The organism is Priestia sp. P1_B12_1, from assembly GCF_056406695.1.
On the sequence record NZ_JBFTZR010000002.1, the window covers coordinates 293189 to 312899 of the forward strand.

The window sequence follows — 19711 nt, forward strand, 5'->3', positions numbered from 1 at the left end:
CCCCCTATTTAATTTGCAGCTTCTTTTTTAATCGTGTCAACAAGTTCATCGAATTTCGAGGCTCTTTTTGTGTATAGAATGCATAGGGTCCAGGTCATCACAAACTGTGCAAAAGCAAATACCCACGCCCAGGTCATAGAAGCAAAAGCTGGTTTGTTTAGGACGGTTGTGTAAGCCGTTAAGATAGGCAAGGTAAAATAAAAAGCAAGAAAAAACAGAGAGAGCGGTAAAATAAAATTGCGTTTTTGTTTCAAAAGCTTTTGAAATGAAGCAGACTGTACAATTTCTGTGTAATCAGGAGAGGAAGAAGCATTGTTTACCTTCTTTAAAGAATTTTCATTCATCGCCAAGCAGAATTCCCCCTTTAATAATAAATAGATGAAGCGAAAAGCTTCATATCACTTGAATTATATTATTTTCGGAATAAAAAGTAAATTCTGTCTTTTTGTGAGAATGGTAACTGTGTAGGTTTTTTAATATACTGAAGGTTCGTAATAAATGCATACTGACATAATAAAAAAAGAACAACATTTAATACAAAGGAAAAATCATTCGCAAAAGAAATGTTGAAATTAATCCTTAGTTTCTTATATATAAGGCTTTTCTTTATTATTTAAACGTTATTTGTTTGTTTGATCTTTTGAAAAAGAAAAGAAGATGATGATAGAATCATAAGCACACAATAATGCTTAGAGAGGAAACAGGTTGAGAAAATAAGCTATTATTTAGAGATGGTTATAAATAGACAAGATATTATGAAAGATTTCTATATGAATGATATTTTTTCTTTATAGTAAACAAATAATGTAACTACTTATATAAAAGAGAAAAGGTGAAAGAATGGCATTTGGAATTAAACGCCCGGAACTAAACGCATGGAAAGCAGCTGTTAAGCGAGGAGAGATCGCGTTTTTAACTCATTATTGGCTTGATGAGCGTTTTCCACATGCAACTACCGTAACAAAAGTAGGTTGCAGTGACTTAAATAAGCTGATTAAGTGGGGAAAAAAGTACGGTATTCCCGCTAAGTATATTGATAATCGATCCGGCTATCCTCATTTCGATTTACTAGGTGAGCGTCAGAAAGAAATTATGAAAAAGGAAAATCAGCTGGAGCAGCTGAAGCGATTTGAAGAAGTTAACGAGTGAAAAGCAAAACTAATTTCAAAAAATGTAAAAAAATTCTATTGTTAAGACTTTTTTTATGTTTAAATAGAAAAAACAGTGGAATAGATTAAGAAGAACAATCACGTTATGTATTCTCTTATATAGGGAAAATAGCTTAGTGTAGTTTCCTTATTTGATACGATAAAGAGCTTTGTTTTATAATAAAATTGTTGTTCGGATAAAAGGAGGAAGAAGGGCATGTCCGAGGTTGGAACTTTAAAAAAAGGATTAGATATCTTCTCTTTGCTTTTAAACCGTCCGAATATGACTATTCCAGAAATGATGGAAGCGCTCGGTTTTAATAAGAGTACGATGTATCGTCTTGTGAGCACGCTTGAGCAAAACGGATTTATTGTAAGAAACCCGTCTAACCGCTATACGGTTTCACCGCAACTGGTGCTGGCACTCGTGCAAAATACGATGCATACGAACTATGAAATGAATTGGCTCTCTGTTCCTGCTATGCAGAAGCTGAGTGAAGAGACCAAAGAGACCATTTATGCGGGAATTCTCCATCATAAACAAATGGTTACAACTCAGGTGGTTAACGGGCAATATAGCACTCGTACGCATTCTGAAGTAGGAAATAAAAAGCCGCTTCATGCAAATGCTATTGGAAAGTGTATTCTTGCTTATCAAGAGGACAGCGTACAAAAATCTATTCTTCATGAACTTTCGCTTGAAGCTTATACAGATCGAACGATCACCGAGCTGGACGAGCTTGAAGCTGATTTAGCTTTAAGTAAGGAAAGAGGATATGCTGTCGACGATGAAGAACGGGAGCCGGGCGTTCGCTGTATTGCAGCCCCTATTTTCAGAAAAGGAAAAATAATGGCGGCTATTGCTTTATCAGGTCCATCCTTTCGTATTTCACAAGAGAAAGACGAAGAACATGCTGCACTTGTTAAACAGTGCGCAGAACAAATTTCACAAGCAATTACTCTTTACGAATAATTCAATAGTAAAAAAAGGGGATGAACGGCAACATGGAAAACTTACAGTCAACTACGACCTTAGCAAACGGCGTTAAAATGCCTTGGTTAGGTTTAGGTGTTTATAAAGTAGAAGATGGTCAAGAAGTGGTAGATTCAGTTAAATATGCAATCAAAGCTGGATATAAAAGCATTGATACGGCTAAAATTTACGAAAATGAAGAAGGCGTGGGACAAGCGATCAAAGAATCAGGAGCTTCTCGCGAAGAACTGTTTGTTACATCAAAAGTGTGGAATGCAGATCAAGGATATGACACAACTCTTCAAGCGTTTGAAACAAGCTTAAACAAGCTAGGTCTTGAATATTTAGATTTATACTTAATTCACTGGCCAGTTGAAGGTAAGTATAAAGATACGTGGAAAGCACTTGAAAAGCTTTATAAAGACGGGAAAATTCGTGCAATCGGCGTATCAAATTTCCAAGTTCATCATTTAGAAGACTTAATTGCAGATGCAGAAGTTAAGCCGATGGTAAACCAAATCGAATTTCATCCACTTTTAACGCAAACAGAAGTGCGTGAATACTGCAAACAACAAGGAATCCAAGTGGAAGCATGGTCACCGCTTGCACAAGGTGAGCTGCTTGATAACGAAGTGTTAACTCAAATTGCTGAAAAGCACGGAAAATCAACTGCTCAAGTTATCTTACGTTGGGACTTGCAAAACGAAGTAGTAACTATTCCTAAGTCAACAAAAGAACATCGTATTATCCAAAATGCAGACGTATTTGATTTTGAATTAAATGCAGATGAAGTTGAAAAAATTAACGCATTAAATCAAAATCATCGCGTAGGTCCTGATCCGGATAACTTTGACTTTTAATTTTAAAGCAAGACTAAAACGTCTTGTAAGATAAATAATAAACAAAGCGCTATTGTCATTCATGCAGTAGCGCTTTGTTTATTAAAGAGTAAATGCGATGGTTGAACGAGGAGGAAAAGTAATGAAGATGTCAGAAAACACTATTTTAATTACGGGCGGAGCATCAGGAATTGGGTTGTCGCTTGCAGAACGGTTTTTAAATGAAGGAAATGAAGTTATTATTTGTGGAAGAAGGGAGTCAAAGCTGCAAGAAGCAAAAGAAAAATTCCCTTCATTACATACAAAAGTGTGCGATGTATCAATAGAAGAAAGCAGAGTAGAGCTAGTAAAATGGGCGACTGAAAGATTCCCGAAATTAAATGTTATTGTGAATAATGCAGGCATTCAGCAGCGCGTAAATCTTTTACACATGCACAAAGAGTGGCAGTATTACGAAAAAGAACTAATGAGTAATGTAAGTGCTCCTATTCATTTAACGTCGTTATTGATTCCTCATTTCGTTCAGCAAGAAGGTGCTGCGGTTATTAACGTTACTTCCGGGCTGTCTTTAACACCTGGAGCATGGGTGCCAATCTACAGCGCAACAAAAGCGGCATTAAGGTCGTTTACGATTAGTCTAAGACATCAATTAGAAGAAACAAATACCGAAGTGATAGAAATTCTTCCTCCAGCCGTGAACACGGATTTGGGAGGACCGGGACTTCATACATTTGGAGCACCGCTTGATGACTTTGCCGATTCGATATTTGAAGAATTGAAAAAAGGTAAAATCGAAATTGGCTATGGAGACAGCGCTAAGAGGCTTCATGCTTCCAAAGAAGAAATTGAGAAAGCTACAGCACAGGCTTGGAGTGGATTTTTGAAAAATAATCCTGAATTTTAAAGACAGCAAACAAAAAGCTTACTAAACTCGTCAATAGTAGCGGGTCATAAAAAGCGTGTGTCCATAAAATAAATGAACACACGTTTTTTAGCATTAACGATCTACAGTTTGTCTAATTCGTTTTTCCATTTTTTCAAGCATGCGGAGGTACTCATCCTGTTCTTCAGGAGTTAGAGCAAAAAGCATGTCTTGCCAAAATAAATTCCGCTGCTCAATTACATAGTTCACTAATGTTTCGCCAGCCTCTGTTAAGGATATCCATACAATTCGGCGGTCTTTTTGGTCACGTACGCGCTTAATGAGTGCATCAGCTTCTAATTGATTTAATAAAATGGTAGTAGCCCCGGAGGTTAGCTTTAGATTTGAAGAAATTTCGGCTACCATACGTTTAGAGCTGACTCCAATGAATTTTAGAATTAAAAATTTCGTAATGGTCAAATTATAGGGCTGCTCACTGATTTTATCTTCCAAGAGCTTTCGCTTGAGTTCAAATAATGAGGTTTTAACTTGGTCAAGTTTTTCTAGTTTATCTATTAACTGCTGATCCATTATAATCACCTTTTCTTTATCATTATAGGTGTTAAACAATTGCTGCTAGTTACCTATTGTGGTTTATGTATATAGGGAGTTTGTTCCAAAAAAAGAAGCTGTTTTTGTGTATAACCCTATGCTTATATATCTAACTTTAAAGTAAAGTAAAGTACTTGTAAAGAAACCAAAACTTTTAAGTTGTATTTCAGTTAAAGATGTAGTAAAGTATTCAGTCGGGAAAACTTTATGAAACATAAATGTTTAGTTTTAAAAATAAATTAAAATCAAAGTTATTTACAACTAAATATCTTTGTGATAAAGTTATCTAGCGTAATACTTAACTGAATGAAATATTAAGGAGGTAAAATAAATGTCAAGAGGGCGTTTAATTTTAATGAACTTTATCGGAATTATTGTAGTATTAGCTTTAATTATTGGTGGGGGATACTATTATATTCAAAAATCTAATTATGTATCCACAGACAATGCAAAAGTGTCCGGCGACCTTTATACAGTAGTAGCGCCAGCAGCAGGTAAAGTAGCAAGCTGGAACGTTGAAGAAGGTAAAGATGTTTCAAAAGATGATGAGGTAGCTAAAATCCAATCAGAAGATGGAGAAAAAACAGTTACAGTACCAGAAGACGGTAAAATCATCAAAACACAGGTAAAAGAAAATCAAATGGTTCAAGCTGGTCAACAAATTGCTAGCGAAGTAGATATGAATAACTTATTCATCATTGCAAACATTAAAGAAGACAAATTAAAAGATATTGAAGCTGGCGATGACGTTGATGTAACAGTTGACGGAGATACTAAAACAACAATCGATGGAAAAGTAGAAGAAATCGGTTATGCAACAAACTCAATTTTCTCATTAATGCCAAGTTCTAATTCAGACGGCAACTATACGAAAGTATCACAAACAGTTCCTGTTAAAATCTCTATTTCTAACTACTCTGAAAACGTACTACCAGGTATGAACGCAGAAGTTAAAATCTCTAAAAACTAAGAACGTACATGATTAAGAAGAGAAGAAAGGAGGAAGGAACTGATGTCAGCAAACACGATACAACCAGAGGAAAGCTCAGTTAAAAAGCATATTCCGCTGCTAGTCGTACTTATGCTTGGATTGTTCTTAGCAATTTTAAACCAAACGCTGCTAAATGTTGCGATCCCGCATCTGATTACAGAGTTTGGCGTTACAGCTAATACGGCACAGTGGTTGCTTACAGGATACATGCTTGTAAATGGTGCACTTATTCCATTATCAGCCTATTTAATTGAACGTTTTGGAGTTCGTCGCTTATTCTTATTTGCAATGGCCTGCTTTACAATAGGGGCACTTGTCTGCGGAATTGCGCCGACTTTCTCGATTATGCTAATCGGACGTCTTGTTCAAGCAGTCGGAGGCGGAGTGCTAGCACCTCTAGTTATGACCATTATCGTATTTATTTTCCCTCCTCATATGCGCGGAAAAGGAATGGGTATCTTTGGTTTAGCCATGATGTTCGCTCCGGCAATTGGACCGACGCTTTCAGGATGGGTTATTCAAAACTATGACTGGCACATTTTATTTACGGGAATGGTGCCACTAGGTGCGCTCGTATTTATTATTGCAGCTTTTAAATTAAAAGATATTAAACCACCTCAAAATGTAAAAGTAGATCTAATTTCTGTGTTTACATCTCTTGCAGGTATGGCTTTACTTCTATACGGCTTCAGTGAAGCTGGAAACGATGGCTGGACGGATTCAGTTGTATTGTCAACGATGATTGGCGGTATTGTCTTATTAATCATCTTTGTCGTGCAGCAGCTTCGACTTAAGAGTCCATTACTTGATGTGAGAGTATTTAAATACAGTATTTTCTCATTATCTAATATCATTAGTATTGCCATTACAATTAGTATGTATGCTGGTATGTTCTTATTGCCAATTTACTTGCAAAACATTCGTGGCTATTCAGCATTTGATTCAGGTTTATTAATCTTGCCCGGTGCACTTGTTATGTTAGTTATGTCACCAATTTCTGGTACGCTGTTTGATAAATTAGGACCGCGTCCACTAGGGATTGTCGGGATGTTGATTACGGTTGTAACAACATTTGAATTTACAAAATTAACGCTTGAAACACCGTTTAGTCATATTGTTATTATTTATATGATCCGTGCATTCGGTATGTCATTATTGATGATGCCAATTATGACGGCTGGTTTAAATCAGCTGCCGGCAAAATTAAGCAGCCATGGTACATCAATGGCGAACACGCTTCGTCAGGTGAGTGGTTCAATCGGTATCAGTTTAATGACTACAATCTTTACAAATCGCACAACATATCATGTGAATGAAATGAGCAGTTCCATGACTACATCCGATCCATTCTTTATGAATAACTTCCAGGCATTTGTGCAAAAAATTGCTCAAACGCTTCACCTTTCTCAAACAGAGGCGCAAAAACAAGCTTTAACAACATTAGCTGGAAAAGTTCAAGCGCAAGCAACTGTGCAAGGAATTAACGACGCGTTTTATTGGACAGTTATTATTGCCATTATTGGATTGATTTTAAGTTTCTTCCTACGTGATGTTCGTAAAGATGCAGTAGTAGAAGTAGAAGAGACAGAAAAAGAAACAACAGACGATATTCGTATGTTACCGGCACCAAAAGATATGAACTCATAAGCAACGGAGGGATAAAGGATGAAAATTTGTATCGTATATGATAGTGAAGGCGGACATACAGAAGCATTAGCAAAAGCGATTGCTTCTGGCGCCGAGCTGTCTGGAGAAGCAACTGTATATGTAAAGCATGTAGAAGAAGCAGATGTACGTGAACTGCCTGAAATGGATGCTATTATTTGGGGCTGCCCAGGGCATTTTGGAACAATCAGTTCAGGGTTAAAAACGTGGATTGATAAATTAGGTTATTTATGGGCAGAAGGTAAATTAATTGATAAAGTAGGTGCGGTGTTCTGTACAACAGCTACAACGCACGGTGGCTTAGAAGCAACGCTTTTAAATTTAATCACACCGATGCTTCATCAAGGAATGGTTATCGCTGGCTTACCAGGTAACATTCCAGAAAATGCGCTGTACGGTACTTATTACGGTGTGGGAATTACTTGTCCAATCGAAGGTGACGAATTATTAACAGAGAACGACCAAGCGCTAGGTAAAGCGTTAGGAGAACGTGTTGTTCAAGTGACTAAACGAATGACACAAGGACAGTAGGTGACAGTATGTTAGGTATTTTACTGATCGTTGTAGCTGTGATTCTGGTTGTACTAATTATTACAATGAATGCTAAAGCATCATCTTCTAAGCGCCAGCGTACAGTTCCACCTAAAAAAGAAGCGGCTGCTTCAAATGCTCCTAAAGAGCCAAAAGTAGAAGAGAAAAAAGTGGCAGAAAAAAAACCTGCAACACCAAAAGAAGCACCAAAAGAAGAGCCAAAAGAGCCACAGGCCAAGACGGAAACGAGAACATCTAGACATAAGAAAGAAAAAGATGTCATGAACGATGATATGTATCGTCAAGTGCTGCAAAAGTTTAGAGAAGGCGAAAAAGACGACACGGTTTTTACAAAAGAAGAACGTGACGTTATGAATGATGACGCTTTTCGTAAGGCTTTAAGATCGTTTAAGAAAAACGATAGTGAATGAGTTTCTTCTATTATAATAGTACGGAATAAAATAGATAGAAAATAGGTTATAAGCATTCCGCGAAACCAGCCGCTCTCCCCAGGCTAGGTTTTGCTTGGAGTGCAGCAGGGGGCTGACATGTTAACCATCGACTCCCTGATTATAAGAAAGGGGACGTCAAAACATGGAACAGCTCACATTTATTGAAGAGGTCCAGAGAATTTCGATATCCCTTAACAAAAAGGTAATGACAGAGATAAAAGAAAGGTTACTTTCACAAGGGATTACACCTTTTCAATATCATATCTTATTAATTATCGGTAAGTGCAGTCACATTGGAGTAACCAAGCTGGCAGAAGAGATGCGCGTCAAGCCTAGTGCAATTACTCCTGTTATTAATCGTTTAATAGACTTAGAGTTAGTTTCACGCTATCACTCTAAAGAGGATCGCCGCAAAGTAAACATTGAGTTAACAGCTAAAGGTGAACAAGTGATTGAAGAAGCAAATGAAATTGTGCAAAAGATGATTGCTCATTTCTTTTCTTGCTATGAACCGAAAGATCAAGAGCAATTTTTGAAATTATTTAAGAAACTAGACGCTAATATCTAATGAAAGAAAAATCACTTCTTAATGAAGTGATTTTTTTTAATAAAAAGATTGTCAACTTCACTTTTCCATGTTATCATTTGTGTAAACGGTTACATATATGAAGGGAGGGAAATAAAGTGGTAACAATTCGCGATGTAGCAAAAGAAGCAGGCGTGTCCGTTGCGACCGTTTCGCGCGTTTTAAACAGTACAGGATATGTAAAAGAAGACACGCGTGTGCGAGTAATGAATACAATTCAAAAATTAAACTACAGCCCTAACGAGGTAGCCCGTTCGCTTTATACACGTGAATCTCGTTTGATTGGTCTCTTGCTTCCAGACATTACAAACCCTTTTTTCCCTCAGCTTGCACGAGGAATAGAAGATGAAGTACATAGCCATGGATTTCGTTTAATTCTTGGCAATAGTGATGAGCAGTTAGAGAAAGAATTAACTTATCTCCAAACGTTTACGCAAAACCATGTAGTAGGGATGATCACGGCAACAACAAGTCTAGCTCAGAAACTATATGAAGGTCTTACATTTCCCGTCGTGTTTTTAGATAGAAGTTCTGATCAGTATCCATCCGTTTATGCTGATGGTTTTGAGGGTGGAAAACTTGCTGCAGAAGAAATAATCAAAAGAGGAAGTAAAAGAATTACACTTATCAAAGGTCCAGTAAATGTAAAGCCTGCTCAGGAACGTTTTCAAGGCTCTCTGTCTGTTTTGAGTCAGTCTGATGCAGACTTTTACGTATTAAATACAAATTCTCTAGCGTTTGACGATGCGCAGAAATGGGCAAAGGAAATCTTTCAAAAGTACCCGGAAACGGACGGGATTATTGCAAGTAATGACATTGTAGCCACAGCCGTTTTACACGAGGCGTTTCGATTAGAAAAAAGCGTTCCTGACGATCTGCAAGTAATTGGTTTTGATGATATTCCGCAAAGCCGCTTTTCGTTTCCAGCGCTGTCTACAATTCGTCAGCCTGCTTATGAAATGGGCAAGCAAGCAGCAGGTCTGTTAATGAAATGCATTAAGAAAGAACCTTTAATTCAAAAGCAAGTACAACTACCCGTTACGTTTATTGAACGAAATACGACACGAAAGGTTGAGGAACATGGCTAAAGTAACTGTGATTGGAAGTTCATCAATGGATTTAGTAGTAACATCAAATATTCGTCCTGGAGCTGGAGAAACAGTATTAGGAGAATCATTCAAAACCGTTCCGGGAGGAAAAGGAGCGAACCAAGCTGTTGCAGCAGCCCGTCTTGGAGCTGATGTGAGTATGATTGGGTGTGTGGGCGAAGATCATTACGGAAAAGCAATCCTGGAGAATTTCAAATCAAACGGTGTATCTGTGGAAAATGTGAAACCGGTTACAGATTCAGATAGCGGAACAGCGCACATTATACTCGCTGAAGGAGATAACAGCATTGTAGTCGTCAAAGGAGCAAACGATTATATTACTCCAGACTACGTGGAAAAAGCAAAAGAAAAAATTAAAGAAGCGGATATCGTACTTATTCAGCAAGAGATTCCAGAAGAAACGGTTGAATATGTTGCTGAGCTTTGTCAGGAACTTAAAGTACCGCTTTTGTTAAATCCGGCGCCTGCAAGACCATTAAAAGCAGAAGTGATTGAACAAGTTTCTTACATCACTCCAAATGAACATGAAGCAGAGCTTTTATTTGAAGGAAAAGAAAAAGAAGAAGTATTAAAACAGTATCCAAATAAATTGTTTATTACAGAAGGAAAACAAGGCGTGCGCTATTTTAACGGCAAGAAAGAAGTATTGGTTGCTTCTTATCAAGTAGAAACGATTGATACAACAGGAGCAGGAGATACATTTAACGCAGCGCTTGCTGTGGCACTTGCCGAAGGAATGGGTTTTGAAAAAGGAATTCAGTTTGCTAATCGCGCAGCTTCGCTATCCGTCACTAAGTTTGGTGCACAAGGCGGTATGCCGACTCGCAAAGAAGTGGAGGAGAGTCTGTAAATGAAACGTCACGGAATGATTAACAGTCATATTACGAAAATACTAACAGATCTAGGTCATACAGACACTATTGTCATTGCAGATGCAGGGTTACCTGTTCCGAGTGATGTGCCTAAAATTGATTTATCTTTAAAGCTAGGAGTGCCTAGCTTTGAAGATGTAGTAGTAGCTGTGTTAGAAGATATGGCTACAGAAAGAATAGTGATTGCTTCTGAGATGAAAGACAGAAATCAAAAGGCTTACGAGTTGATGGAAAAGCAAAACATCTTAGTAGAAGAAGTATCGCATGAACAATTAAAAATGCTGACAAGCAAAGCGAAAGTTGTGATTCGTACAGGAGAAGCAACTCCTTATGCAAACTGTATTTTACAAGCGGGAGTTATTTTTTAAAAGAGGTGAACAGCATGCATATTGCAATGAGAGGGATTCATAAAGCCTTTGGAGCAAACCGTGTACTAAGAGGCGTGGATTTTGAATTACATGAAGGTGAAGTTCACGCACTAATGGGGGAAAATGGAGCGGGGAAATCTACGCTGATGAATATTTTAACCGGCCTTCATAAAAAAGATGAAGGGCAGATTCTGATTGATGGCAAAGAGACGTATTTTCAAAATCCAAAAGAAGCAGAACAAAACGGAATTACCTTTATTCATCAAGAGCTGAACGTTTGGCCTGAAATGACGGTGCTTGAGAACTTATTTATCGGCAAAGAATTAAAAACGCCTTTAGGTTTTTTAAAAACAAAAGAAATGAAAGCGTTAGCAAAGAAGCAGTTTGAAAAATTAGCTGTGACCATTCCTCTTGATCAAGAAGCGGGACTTTGTTCTGTCGGACAGCAGCAAATGATTGAAATAGCCAAAGCGCTGATGACGAATGCAAAAGTCATTATCATGGATGAGCCAACCGCAGCGCTTACTGAAAGAGAGATTCAAAAGTTATTTGACGTAATTAATGCGCTGCGAAAACAAGGTGTATCGATTGTGTATATTTCACATCGTATGGAAGAGATTTTTGCTATTTGTGATTCCATTACGGTCATGCGTGACGGACAGACGGTAGACAAAAAGCCGATTCCAGAAACCAGCTTCGATGACGTGGTTCGCAAAATGGTAGGAAGAGAGCTAACCGATCGATTTCCTGCTAGGACATCTCCTAAAGGAGATGTTGTATTTGAAGCAAAAGGCTTGGAGAGAAAAGGTGTATTTCATGACGTTCATTTTTCAGTGCGATCAGGAGAAATTGTCGGTGTTGCGGGGCTAATGGGAGCTGGCAGAACCGAAATTATGCGCGCTATCTTCGGGCTTGATCCATTAGAAAAAGGCGAAATTATATTAAATGGCAAACGGGTCAGTATCACAAAGCCCGACCAAGCCATTAAATTAGGTCTCGGGTTCATTACAGAAGATCGTAAAACAGAAGGGCTCGTCCTGGATTTTTCTATTCGAGAAAATATTGCGCTTCCAAGTCTATTCAGCTTTTCGCCAAAAGGCTTTATTGAACAAAAAAGCGAGCAGCAATTTGTAGATTTACTTATTAAACGTTTAACGATCAAAACCGAGTCGTCTGAGACGAGTGCGGGTAACTTATCGGGAGGCAATCAGCAAAAAGTAGTGATTGCCAAGTGGATTGGCATTGGACCAAAAGTGCTGATTTTAGATGAACCAACTCGAGGAGTTGACGTCGGGGCAAAGCGTGAAATTTATCAGCTTATGAATGAACTGACAGACAGAGGCGTGGCTATTATCATGGTGTCTTCAGAGCTTCCGGAAGTGCTCGGCATGAGCGATCGCATTTTGGTTGTGCATGAAGGGAAAATAACGGGTGAACTGACAAGTGAAGAAGCAACTCAAGAAAAAATTATGACATTTGCAACAGGAGGTCAGTAAAATGAAAGCAAACACAGCTATAAAAGAAAATCGCGTTGATAACGTGATGCAAAAGCTAGGTCCGTTACTAGGTCTATTTATTCTTATTGTCATTGTATCAATTTTAAATCCAAGCTTTTTAGAACCTTTAAATATTTTAAACTTGCTGCGTCAAGTAGCCATTAATGCCTTAATTGCATTCGGTATGACGTTTGTCATTTTAACAGGCGGAATTGATTTATCGGTTGGCTCTATACTTGCTTTATCAAGTGCGTTAATGGCAGGTATGATTGTGTCAGGTGTAGATCCTATTTTAGCTATTTTAATAGGATGTGTGTTAGGAGCTGTAATGGGTATGATTAACGGCTTGCTTATTACAAAAGGAAAAATGGCGCCGTTTATTGCAACGCTAGCGACGATGACAATTTTTAGAGGGTTAACGCTTGTTTATACAGATGGAAATCCGATTACGGGCTTAGGCGAAAACTATTACTTCCAGTTATTTGGCCGCGGCTATTTTCTAGGTATTCCTGTTCCAGCGATTACGATGGTACTAGCGTTTGCTGTCCTATGGGTGATTTTGCATAAAACGCCGTTTGGCCGCAGAACATATGCAATCGGTGGAAATGAAAAAGCAGCATTTATTTCAGGAATTAAAGTACCAAAAGTTAAGGTTATGATTTACTCACTAGCAGGATTATTGGCAGCGCTATCAGGAGCGATTTTGACTTCTCGCTTGAACTCTGCTCAGCCAACGGCAGGTACGTCTTATGAGTTAGATGCTATCGCTGCAGTAGTACTGGGGGGAACAAGCCTTTCTGGAGGACGTGGACGCATTGTTGGAACGTTAATTGGTGCGTTGATTATCGGAACGTTAAACAACGGTTTGAACTTACTCGGCGTTTCGTCATTTTACCAAATGGTTGTAAAAGGAATTGTTATTTTAATCGCGGTATTAATTGATCGCAAAAAGTCAGCTTAGGAGGGAAAAACATGAAGAAAATTTGGCTCGTGCTATTATCATTTTCATTATTACTGTTAGGGGCTTGTTCACTTCAGCCTCCTGAGTGGGCGAAACCATCTGAAAGTAAAAATTTAAAAGATATTAAAATTGGTTTATCCGTTTCTACATTAAACAATCCGTTCTTTGTTTCGTTAAAAGAAGGGGTACAAAAAGAAGCAAAAAAACTGGGCATGGAAGTAGTTGTAGTAGATGCTCAAAATGATTCAGCAAAACAAATTAACGATGTAGAAGATTTAATGCAGCAAGGTGTTAACATTCTGCTTATTAACCCAACGGATTCAGCTGCTATTTCAACAGCTGTACAATCGGCTAATAATGTAGGAATTCCAGTTATTACGCTAGATCGTTCAGCAGAAAAAGGAAAAGTAGAAACACTGGTAGCTTCAGATAATGTAAAAGGTGGTCAAATGGCTGCTGATTACATTGTGAAAAAAGTAGGGGAAAAAGCTCAAGTAGCAGAACTTGAAGGCGTGCCGGGAGCTTCAGCAACTCGTGAACGAGGAAAAGGGTTCCACAACGTTGCGGATCAAAAGCTAGATATTACGGCTAAACAGTCGGCTGATTTTGACCGTACAAAAGGCTTAAACGTTATGGAGAATGTTCTTCAAGGAAATCCTGGGATCAAAGCCGTATTTGCTCATAATGATGAAATGGCATTAGGAGCTATTCAAGCGATTAACAGCTCAGGAAAAGATGTGCTAGTAGTAGGGTTTGATGGAAACGACGATGCAATTAAAGCGGTAAAAGAAGGGAAGCTAGGAGCAACTGTAGCTCAGCAGCCTGTTTTAATCGGTAAACTTGCTGTAAAGTCTGCTAAAAATGTTCTTCAAGGCAAAAAGGTAGATAAGCAAATTCCAGTGCCTTTAAAACTAGTAACCTCTGACAAATAATGGTTTTATACGTGTGTAGAAAAAAGACGCTCAATTGATTTATGGGCGTCTTTTTATGTATGTAAAGTGTAAAAAAGAAGTGAAAAAGTCACAACTTTATAAATAGTGTAGGAATTATGTAGGTGGAATTTATGTAATAAAAAGTAAAAAACACCGAAAAAAGACGGTAAAACACATAATTTTCTGTGAAAAATTTGTAATATACCTGTAATAATAAGCGTTTATTTCTATTTTTAAAGAGCAATTTTGCCCTGTTTATGACAAAAATATATCTTTTTTAATAAACAGTAAACCTCTCTATCAAGGGATTCTGGTGATGAATTCCCAGAAAGAGATTCTTGGTTATACAGATTATGGGAAACTTTTAACTGTATTGTAACATAAACAGATAGTTTTTTATGGTATAACTATGTCTATGAGGAAAGGGGACTATTACTTTATGAAAATTTTTAAGCGTATGACTCTTGCAGCAGTCACAGGAATTTTCTTCATGACCGGCATCACAGAGACTCACGCCCAATCGAATGAAGAAGCGCTCCAGAGTACTGAAAATAAAATTAAAGAAACAGAAAAGGCTGTTCAACAAAAAGAGAAAGAGAAACAGTCTATCAATTCAGATGTTCAAAACATTCAATCACAATTAAATTCATTACATACAGTAATCTCTAGCAATAAAAAAGAGTTAGCATCGACTGAAAAGCAGATTTCAGAAGCGAACAAAATGATTGAGAAAAAGAAAAAAGAAATTGTTTTGCTTCAGGAAAAAGTGTTAAGTCGTAAAGATATTATTGAAAATCGATTAGTTGCTTTGCAGCAAGACGATAAAACAAGTGTTGTTATTGATACATTAATGAATGCTGATAACTTTGGAGATTTTGTTGCACGTATGGGTGCTGTCACAACGTTATTGTCAGCAGATAATGATATTTTAAAGCAGCATCAAAATGATTTAGATCAAATTGAAAAAGATAAAAAAGAAATTGATAAGCAAGAAAAAGTATTAGAAGCAGCAAAAGGTAGCTTAGCGGCTAAACAAGCTGAATTAGATAAAAACGTTGCCAAACAAACAACAACGTTAACAACTATGCAAGAAAAGTACAGCACGGTCGTAAATGAAATTGATGCAGCTTCTTCAGAAAAAGCAAACCTTCAGTCTGAATTAACAGGCATTCAAGATAAGATTGCAAAAGAAAAAGAAGCAGCTCAAAAGCAAGCTGAGCAAGTGGCAAAACAGCAGGCAGCTGAAAAGGCTGAGGCTGATGCAGAAGCAAAGCGTCAAGCTGAACTGGCAACGGCTAAACAAGAAGTAAAAACAGAGCCAAAACAAGAAGTAAAAACAGCTGCTGCTACAGAGAAGAAAGCAGCCGTTTCTTCAGAAGCAAAAGAAACGAAAAAAGAAGAAAGCACACAAAAGCATTCTGGAAAAGAAATGTATGTAGAAGCAACAGCTTATACAGCTAATTGTGCAGGATGTAGCGGCGTAACAGCGACTGGACAAAATGTAAGTTCAGGCACTCATAAAATTATTGCGGTAGATCCATCCGTTATTCCATTAGGTTCAAAAGTATATGTAGAAGGATACGGAGTGGCAACAGCAGGTGATACGGGCGGTGCGATTAAAGGATATCGAATTGATGTATTAGTACCTTCTGAGTCAGCTGCAAAAGCATTCGGACGTCGTACAGTGAAAATCACGGTGTTAAATTAAAGAAAAAGGCTGAAAATATTTTAGTTGCAGGAAAATCCGAACGATGAATCGTTCGGATTTTTTCATTGTTGTAGTGAACGTAGGTTTCATCTAGTTAGTTGCTTCTAGCTGTTGATTGGAGAGGAAGGCGAAGACTCCTGAGGGAAAAACAGAAGTGATGAGACCCCGCAGGCCCGTAATCGACGAGGAGGCTCATCGGTCGCCCGCGGAAAGCGAAGCCTTCTATGGAAATCAACAGTGGTGTCACAAGTGATCGATACCAGCTCATTACTCCCATTTGTTTGTCTTCGGATTAGGTGGATGGAGGTATGTCTCAATCTCTTTTTTGCATATTTGGTGAGCAAGTTGCTAGCTAATCTATACTCTTTTCGTTACCATACAATAAAGTAAATGGAAGAAAAGGAGTGTGTAAAATGAAGATAGTCGATCCAGCGGTACAAAGTGCAAAAGACAATTATCATTTGTTAACAGGGGTCGTCATTCCCCGGCCGATTGCGTTTGTTACAAGTCAAAATGATGACGGTGTAGTGAATGCCGCACCGTTTAGTTTCTTTAATGTAGTTGCGGCAGAGCCTCCGCTGATTGCCGTTTCGGTTTCGAGAAGTGAAGGTCAAATGACGAAAGATACGGCAAAAAATATTAGTGCATCTAAAGAATTTGTAGTTCATCTTGTAGAAGAAAACTTAGTGGAACAAGTGAATCAAGCGGCATCTTCTTATCCTTCTTCCGTGAGTGAAGTCGAAGAAACAGGGTTAACACTAGCACCGAGCAAAAAAGTGCAGGTTCCCGGAATTCAAGAAGCCAGCATTCGGATGGAGTGTAAGCTTCACCAAATTGTTCCATTAGGAACGGATGAGGCATACAGCTCAGATTTGTTTATCGGTGAAGTTGTGATGTTTCATATTAGTGAAAAAGTGATAGAAAACGATCGCGTTTCTGCAGAACGTGTGAAGCCAGTCAGCCGACTTGCGGGTTCTAACTATAGTAAATTGGGGCAATTATTTTCCTTAGAACGTCCCAAATAAGCAAGAAAGTGTTACTTATGTAGCAAAAAAATAGTATACATTGGATTTTTTTAAATAAGCGATTGTGTTCTGTTTCAACAACGACAGTACATTCGCTTTTTTTCATGAACGAAAAAGTTAATAGAAACCATAATAACAAAATCAATTTAGAAAAAGGCAAAAATGTAAGGTTTTTGCCTTTTATATTTACCATTGAGGAAAAGGGTATTCATTCATATAATTTAGATTAAGTAAATTGTATACGCTTTCAATATACAGAATTATTTTTCAATAATTCTCTTGAGAAAGAGTCATGAGCGTTTACAAAAAAACTTGCCACACTAGGAGACGAGATTATAGGAGGGGTATTCATTGAAACGTTGGTTTAGTTTAATCAGTTTTGCACTCATTTTAACCCTAGTACTTGCAGGATGCGGAGGAAAGTCCGCTAATGAAACAAGTGGTAGCGGTGGAAAAGAAGTTGTTGCATGGGCTTGGAATATTAACGTACCGGTATTAAAGAAAGCAGCAGCAGAATACCAAAAAGAGAATCCAGGATTTAAATTAAAAGTAGTGGATATGGGACGTGAAGACGTTTATTCAAAATTAACAACAGGATTGCAAGCTGGCGGAAAAGGCCTTCCTGATATTGTATTAGTAGAAGACGATCGTTTCCAAGGATACTTGGATGCATTTCCAAAAGCATTTTTAAACCTATCTAAAAAAGGATTTGATAAGCAAGAAGATAAGTTTCCAGAGTTTAAGAAAACTCTTTTATCAAAGGATGGGGACATGTACGGCTTCCCGTTTGATGCAGGTCCAACAGGCGTTTTCTATCGCACAGATTATTTTGAAAAAGCAGGCGTAGATCCAAACAGTATCAAAACATGGGATGATTACATTGCGGCTGGTAAGAAAATTAAAGAAAAAGTTGGCGTTGATTTACTAGGTTTAGATTTTAATAATGACGATGGCTTATTCCGAATGACGCTGACACAGCAAGGTACGTTCTATTTTAATAACAAAGGAAAGCTAAATTTAACTTCTAAAGAAGCGAAAAAAGCAATGGAGTTAAATAAGAAGTTAAAAGAAGCAGGCATTGTTAAAAATACAGTGGGCTGGGATGCTTCAATCAGTGCTTTAGCAGAAGGTAAAGTAGCAAGTTCACCATCTGGTGCTTGGCTATCAGGTTCTATTACGCAGCAGGCTCCAGATTTAAAAGGAAAATGGGGAGTGTTTTTATTACCTTCGTTTGAAGAAGGAGGCAACCGTGCTTCTAACTTAGGCGGAAGCAACTATGTGATTTCAGCAACTAGTCAAAAAGCAGATGAAGCGTACAAATTTATGGAGTATTTCTCAACAACGGATAAAGTTCAAGAAGAAGCGATGAAGGGCGGATTATTCCCATCATTAAATACCGTATATTCTTCAAAATTATTCACTGCACAAGATGAGTACTTTAGCAATCAAACGATTTGGAAAACATTCGCAGATGAAATGAAAGATATTAAGCCGGTTAACTTTACGGGCAATTACTCAGTTGCAAACAGTGAAGCAGTCAAAGCTGTGTCAGAAGTAACAAATGGTAAAGGCGTTAAAGACTCGCTTGAAGCAGCTCAAAAACGCTTAGAAAACCGAATTCAAAAATAATCAAGAAGCATAGAAGGTGATTTTTAGAAAATTGCCTTCTATCTCTTCTTCTTGCGGTACTAGGAGGTCATCATGAAGACAAATAAATCGTTGCCTTACTTATTTATTGCTCCAGCACTTTTGCTGTTTGCGCTGTTTACCATCTACCCTATTTTTTCATCTTTTATTCTAAGCTTTCAGAGCATGGAAGGCGGAAAGTATGTATTTACCGGGTTATCAAACTATACACGATTGCTCGGAGATGATATTTTCTGGAAAGCGCTTGGAAATACCGGCATTATTTTAATCGTTCAAGTGCCCGTAATGATTTTATTAGCACTTGTACTAGCTAACGCGTTAAACAGTCAGCTTTTAAGACTAAAAGGTTTTTTCCGAGTTTCATTTTTCTTGCCTGCAGTAACGTCACTAGTTGCCTATTCTATTTTGTTTTCAATCATTCTTCAAGATGAAGGAATAATGAATACTATTTTAGGGTTTTTTGGTATTGATGCCATTCAGTGGCTGGGAGATCCATTCTGGGCTAAAGTCTCAATCATCGTTGCGATGACTTGGAGATGGACAGGTTATAACATGGTTATTTTTCTAGCAGCTCTTCAAAGTTTATCTCATGAAGTTTACGAAGCAGCTGATTTAGACGGGGCAAACCGAATTCAAAAGTTTTTCCACGTAACGGTTCCACAATTAAAACCCGTTATCTTATTTGCTACTATTTTATCAACAATTGGCACGCTTCAATTGTTTGACGAACCTTTTAACTTAACAAAAGGCGGCCCTGCTGATTCCACGATGACGCTAGGCTTGTATATTTATCAAAATGGCTTTAAATACTTTGATTTTGGATATGCTTCAGCCATTGCGTACGTTGTTGTATTATTAGTTGGTATTTTAACGTTCTTCCAATTTAAATTTACGGGTGATAAATCATGAGTGTATTAGAGAGAGTAGAAGCAAC

21 protein-coding genes are annotated in these 19711 nt (G+C 37.9%); 19 read left to right on the forward strand and 2 right to left on the reverse strand.

Features of this window, described 5'->3' with window-relative positions:
• Positions 1-8 precede the first annotated feature (8 nt).
• Positions 9-344, reverse strand: coding sequence for a DUF485 domain-containing protein (locus AC1D0Y_RS07055; protein WP_034275644.1), 336 nt, complete (start codon positions 342-344; stop codon positions 9-11).
• Between the two features lie 496 nt (positions 345-840).
• Between AC1D0Y_RS07055 and AC1D0Y_RS07060 the strand changes: the two genes are divergently transcribed.
• The 4 genes from AC1D0Y_RS07060 to AC1D0Y_RS07075 all read left to right on the forward strand — a co-directional run bounded on the left by AC1D0Y_RS07060 (position 841) and on the right by AC1D0Y_RS07075 (position 3864).
• Positions 841-1149, forward strand: a complete 309-nt coding sequence (locus AC1D0Y_RS07060; protein ID WP_013055618.1) for a hypothetical protein — start codon at positions 841-843, stop codon at positions 1147-1149.
• A gap of 216 nt (positions 1150-1365) precedes the next feature.
• Complete coding sequence (locus AC1D0Y_RS07065; RefSeq protein ID WP_013081930.1) at positions 1366-2121, forward strand: IclR family transcriptional regulator; 756 nt, start codon at positions 1366-1368, stop codon at positions 2119-2121.
• Positions 2122-2153: 32 nt separating this feature from the next.
• Complete coding sequence (locus AC1D0Y_RS07070; protein WP_477707409.1) at positions 2154-2981, forward strand: aldo/keto reductase; 828 nt, start codon at positions 2154-2156, stop codon at positions 2979-2981.
• 121 nt (positions 2982-3102) lie between these two features.
• Complete coding sequence (locus tag AC1D0Y_RS07075) at positions 3103-3864, forward strand: SDR family oxidoreductase (protein WP_028407631.1); 762 nt, start codon at positions 3103-3105, stop codon at positions 3862-3864.
• 93 nt (positions 3865-3957) lie between these two features.
• Here AC1D0Y_RS07075 and AC1D0Y_RS07080 read toward each other — a convergent pair whose 3' ends face one another.
• Positions 3958-4413 (reverse strand): MarR family winged helix-turn-helix transcriptional regulator, encoded by a 456-nt coding sequence (locus AC1D0Y_RS07080; protein ID WP_043980161.1) that lies wholly within the window; start codon positions 4411-4413, stop codon positions 3958-3960.
• 352 nt (positions 4414-4765) lie between these two features.
• Between AC1D0Y_RS07080 and AC1D0Y_RS07085 the strand changes: the two genes are divergently transcribed.
• The 15 genes from AC1D0Y_RS07085 to AC1D0Y_RS07155 all read left to right on the forward strand — a co-directional run bounded on the left by AC1D0Y_RS07085 (position 4766) and on the right by AC1D0Y_RS07155 (position 19686).
• Positions 4766-5404, forward strand: coding sequence for a biotin/lipoyl-containing protein (locus AC1D0Y_RS07085; protein ID WP_013055624.1), 639 nt, complete (start codon positions 4766-4768; stop codon positions 5402-5404).
• 42 nt (positions 5405-5446) lie between these two features.
• A complete protein-coding gene (locus tag AC1D0Y_RS07090) occupies positions 5447-7072 on the forward strand; it encodes a DHA2 family efflux MFS transporter permease subunit (RefSeq protein ID WP_028407633.1) in 1626 nt (541 codons plus the stop codon).
• Between the two features lie 18 nt (positions 7073-7090).
• Entirely contained in the window at positions 7091-7621 is a 531-nt protein-coding gene (locus AC1D0Y_RS07095; protein WP_014461382.1) for an NAD(P)H-dependent oxidoreductase, read from the forward strand.
• An 8-nt stretch (positions 7622-7629) separates the two neighbouring features.
• Positions 7630-8052 carry a hypothetical protein gene (locus tag AC1D0Y_RS07100; RefSeq protein WP_060744913.1) on the forward strand — a complete coding sequence of 141 codons (423 nt, stop codon included), beginning with the start codon at positions 7630-7632 and terminating at the stop codon, positions 8050-8052.
• 163 nt (positions 8053-8215) lie between these two features.
• Positions 8216-8641 carry a MarR family winged helix-turn-helix transcriptional regulator gene (locus AC1D0Y_RS07105; protein ID WP_013055628.1) on the forward strand — a complete coding sequence of 142 codons (426 nt, stop codon included), beginning with the start codon at positions 8216-8218 and terminating at the stop codon, positions 8639-8641.
• Positions 8642-8757: 116 nt separating this feature from the next.
• Complete coding sequence (locus AC1D0Y_RS07110; protein ID WP_013081939.1) at positions 8758-9747, forward strand: LacI family DNA-binding transcriptional regulator; 990 nt, start codon at positions 8758-8760, stop codon at positions 9745-9747.
• Positions 9740-10618 (forward strand): ribokinase, encoded by an 879-nt coding sequence (gene rbsK, locus AC1D0Y_RS07115; protein WP_060744914.1) that lies wholly within the window; start codon positions 9740-9742, stop codon positions 10616-10618. The genes AC1D0Y_RS07110 and rbsK overlap by 8 nt, the downstream gene beginning before the upstream one ends.
• Positions 10619-11008 (forward strand): D-ribose pyranase, encoded by a 390-nt coding sequence (gene rbsD / locus AC1D0Y_RS07120; protein WP_060744915.1) that lies wholly within the window; start codon positions 10619-10621, stop codon positions 11006-11008.
• A 14-nt stretch (positions 11009-11022) separates the two neighbouring features.
• Positions 11023-12504 (forward strand): sugar ABC transporter ATP-binding protein, encoded by a 1482-nt coding sequence (locus AC1D0Y_RS07125; protein ID WP_050689236.1) that lies wholly within the window; start codon positions 11023-11025, stop codon positions 12502-12504.
• Position 12505: 1 nt separating this feature from the next.
• Positions 12506-13465, forward strand: a complete 960-nt coding sequence (gene rbsC / locus AC1D0Y_RS07130) for a ribose ABC transporter permease RbsC (RefSeq protein WP_025749709.1) — start codon at positions 12506-12508, stop codon at positions 13463-13465.
• A gap of 11 nt (positions 13466-13476) precedes the next feature.
• Positions 13477-14397: a ribose ABC transporter substrate-binding protein RbsB gene (rbsB, locus tag AC1D0Y_RS07135; protein WP_013055634.1), complete on the forward strand. Its 921-nt coding sequence runs from the start codon at positions 13477-13479 to the stop codon at positions 14395-14397.
• Positions 14398-14836: 439 nt separating this feature from the next.
• The gene (locus tag AC1D0Y_RS07140) at positions 14837-16105 is read left to right on the forward strand and encodes a PcsB-like coiled-coil domain-containing protein (RefSeq protein WP_477707410.1); all 1269 of its coding nucleotides are present in this window, start codon (positions 14837-14839) and stop codon (positions 16103-16105) included.
• 413 nt (positions 16106-16518) lie between these two features.
• On the forward strand, positions 16519-17130 hold the full coding sequence (locus AC1D0Y_RS07145) for a flavin reductase family protein (protein WP_060744916.1): 612 nt from the start codon (positions 16519-16521) through the stop codon (positions 17128-17130).
• A gap of 351 nt (positions 17131-17481) precedes the next feature.
• Positions 17482-18759 carry an ABC transporter substrate-binding protein gene (locus AC1D0Y_RS07150; protein ID WP_114324413.1) on the forward strand — a complete coding sequence of 426 codons (1278 nt, stop codon included), beginning with the start codon at positions 17482-17484 and terminating at the stop codon, positions 18757-18759.
• A gap of 72 nt (positions 18760-18831) precedes the next feature.
• Complete coding sequence (locus tag AC1D0Y_RS07155; protein ID WP_014461372.1) at positions 18832-19686, forward strand: carbohydrate ABC transporter permease; 855 nt, start codon at positions 18832-18834, stop codon at positions 19684-19686.
• Positions 19687-19711 lie beyond the last annotated feature (25 nt).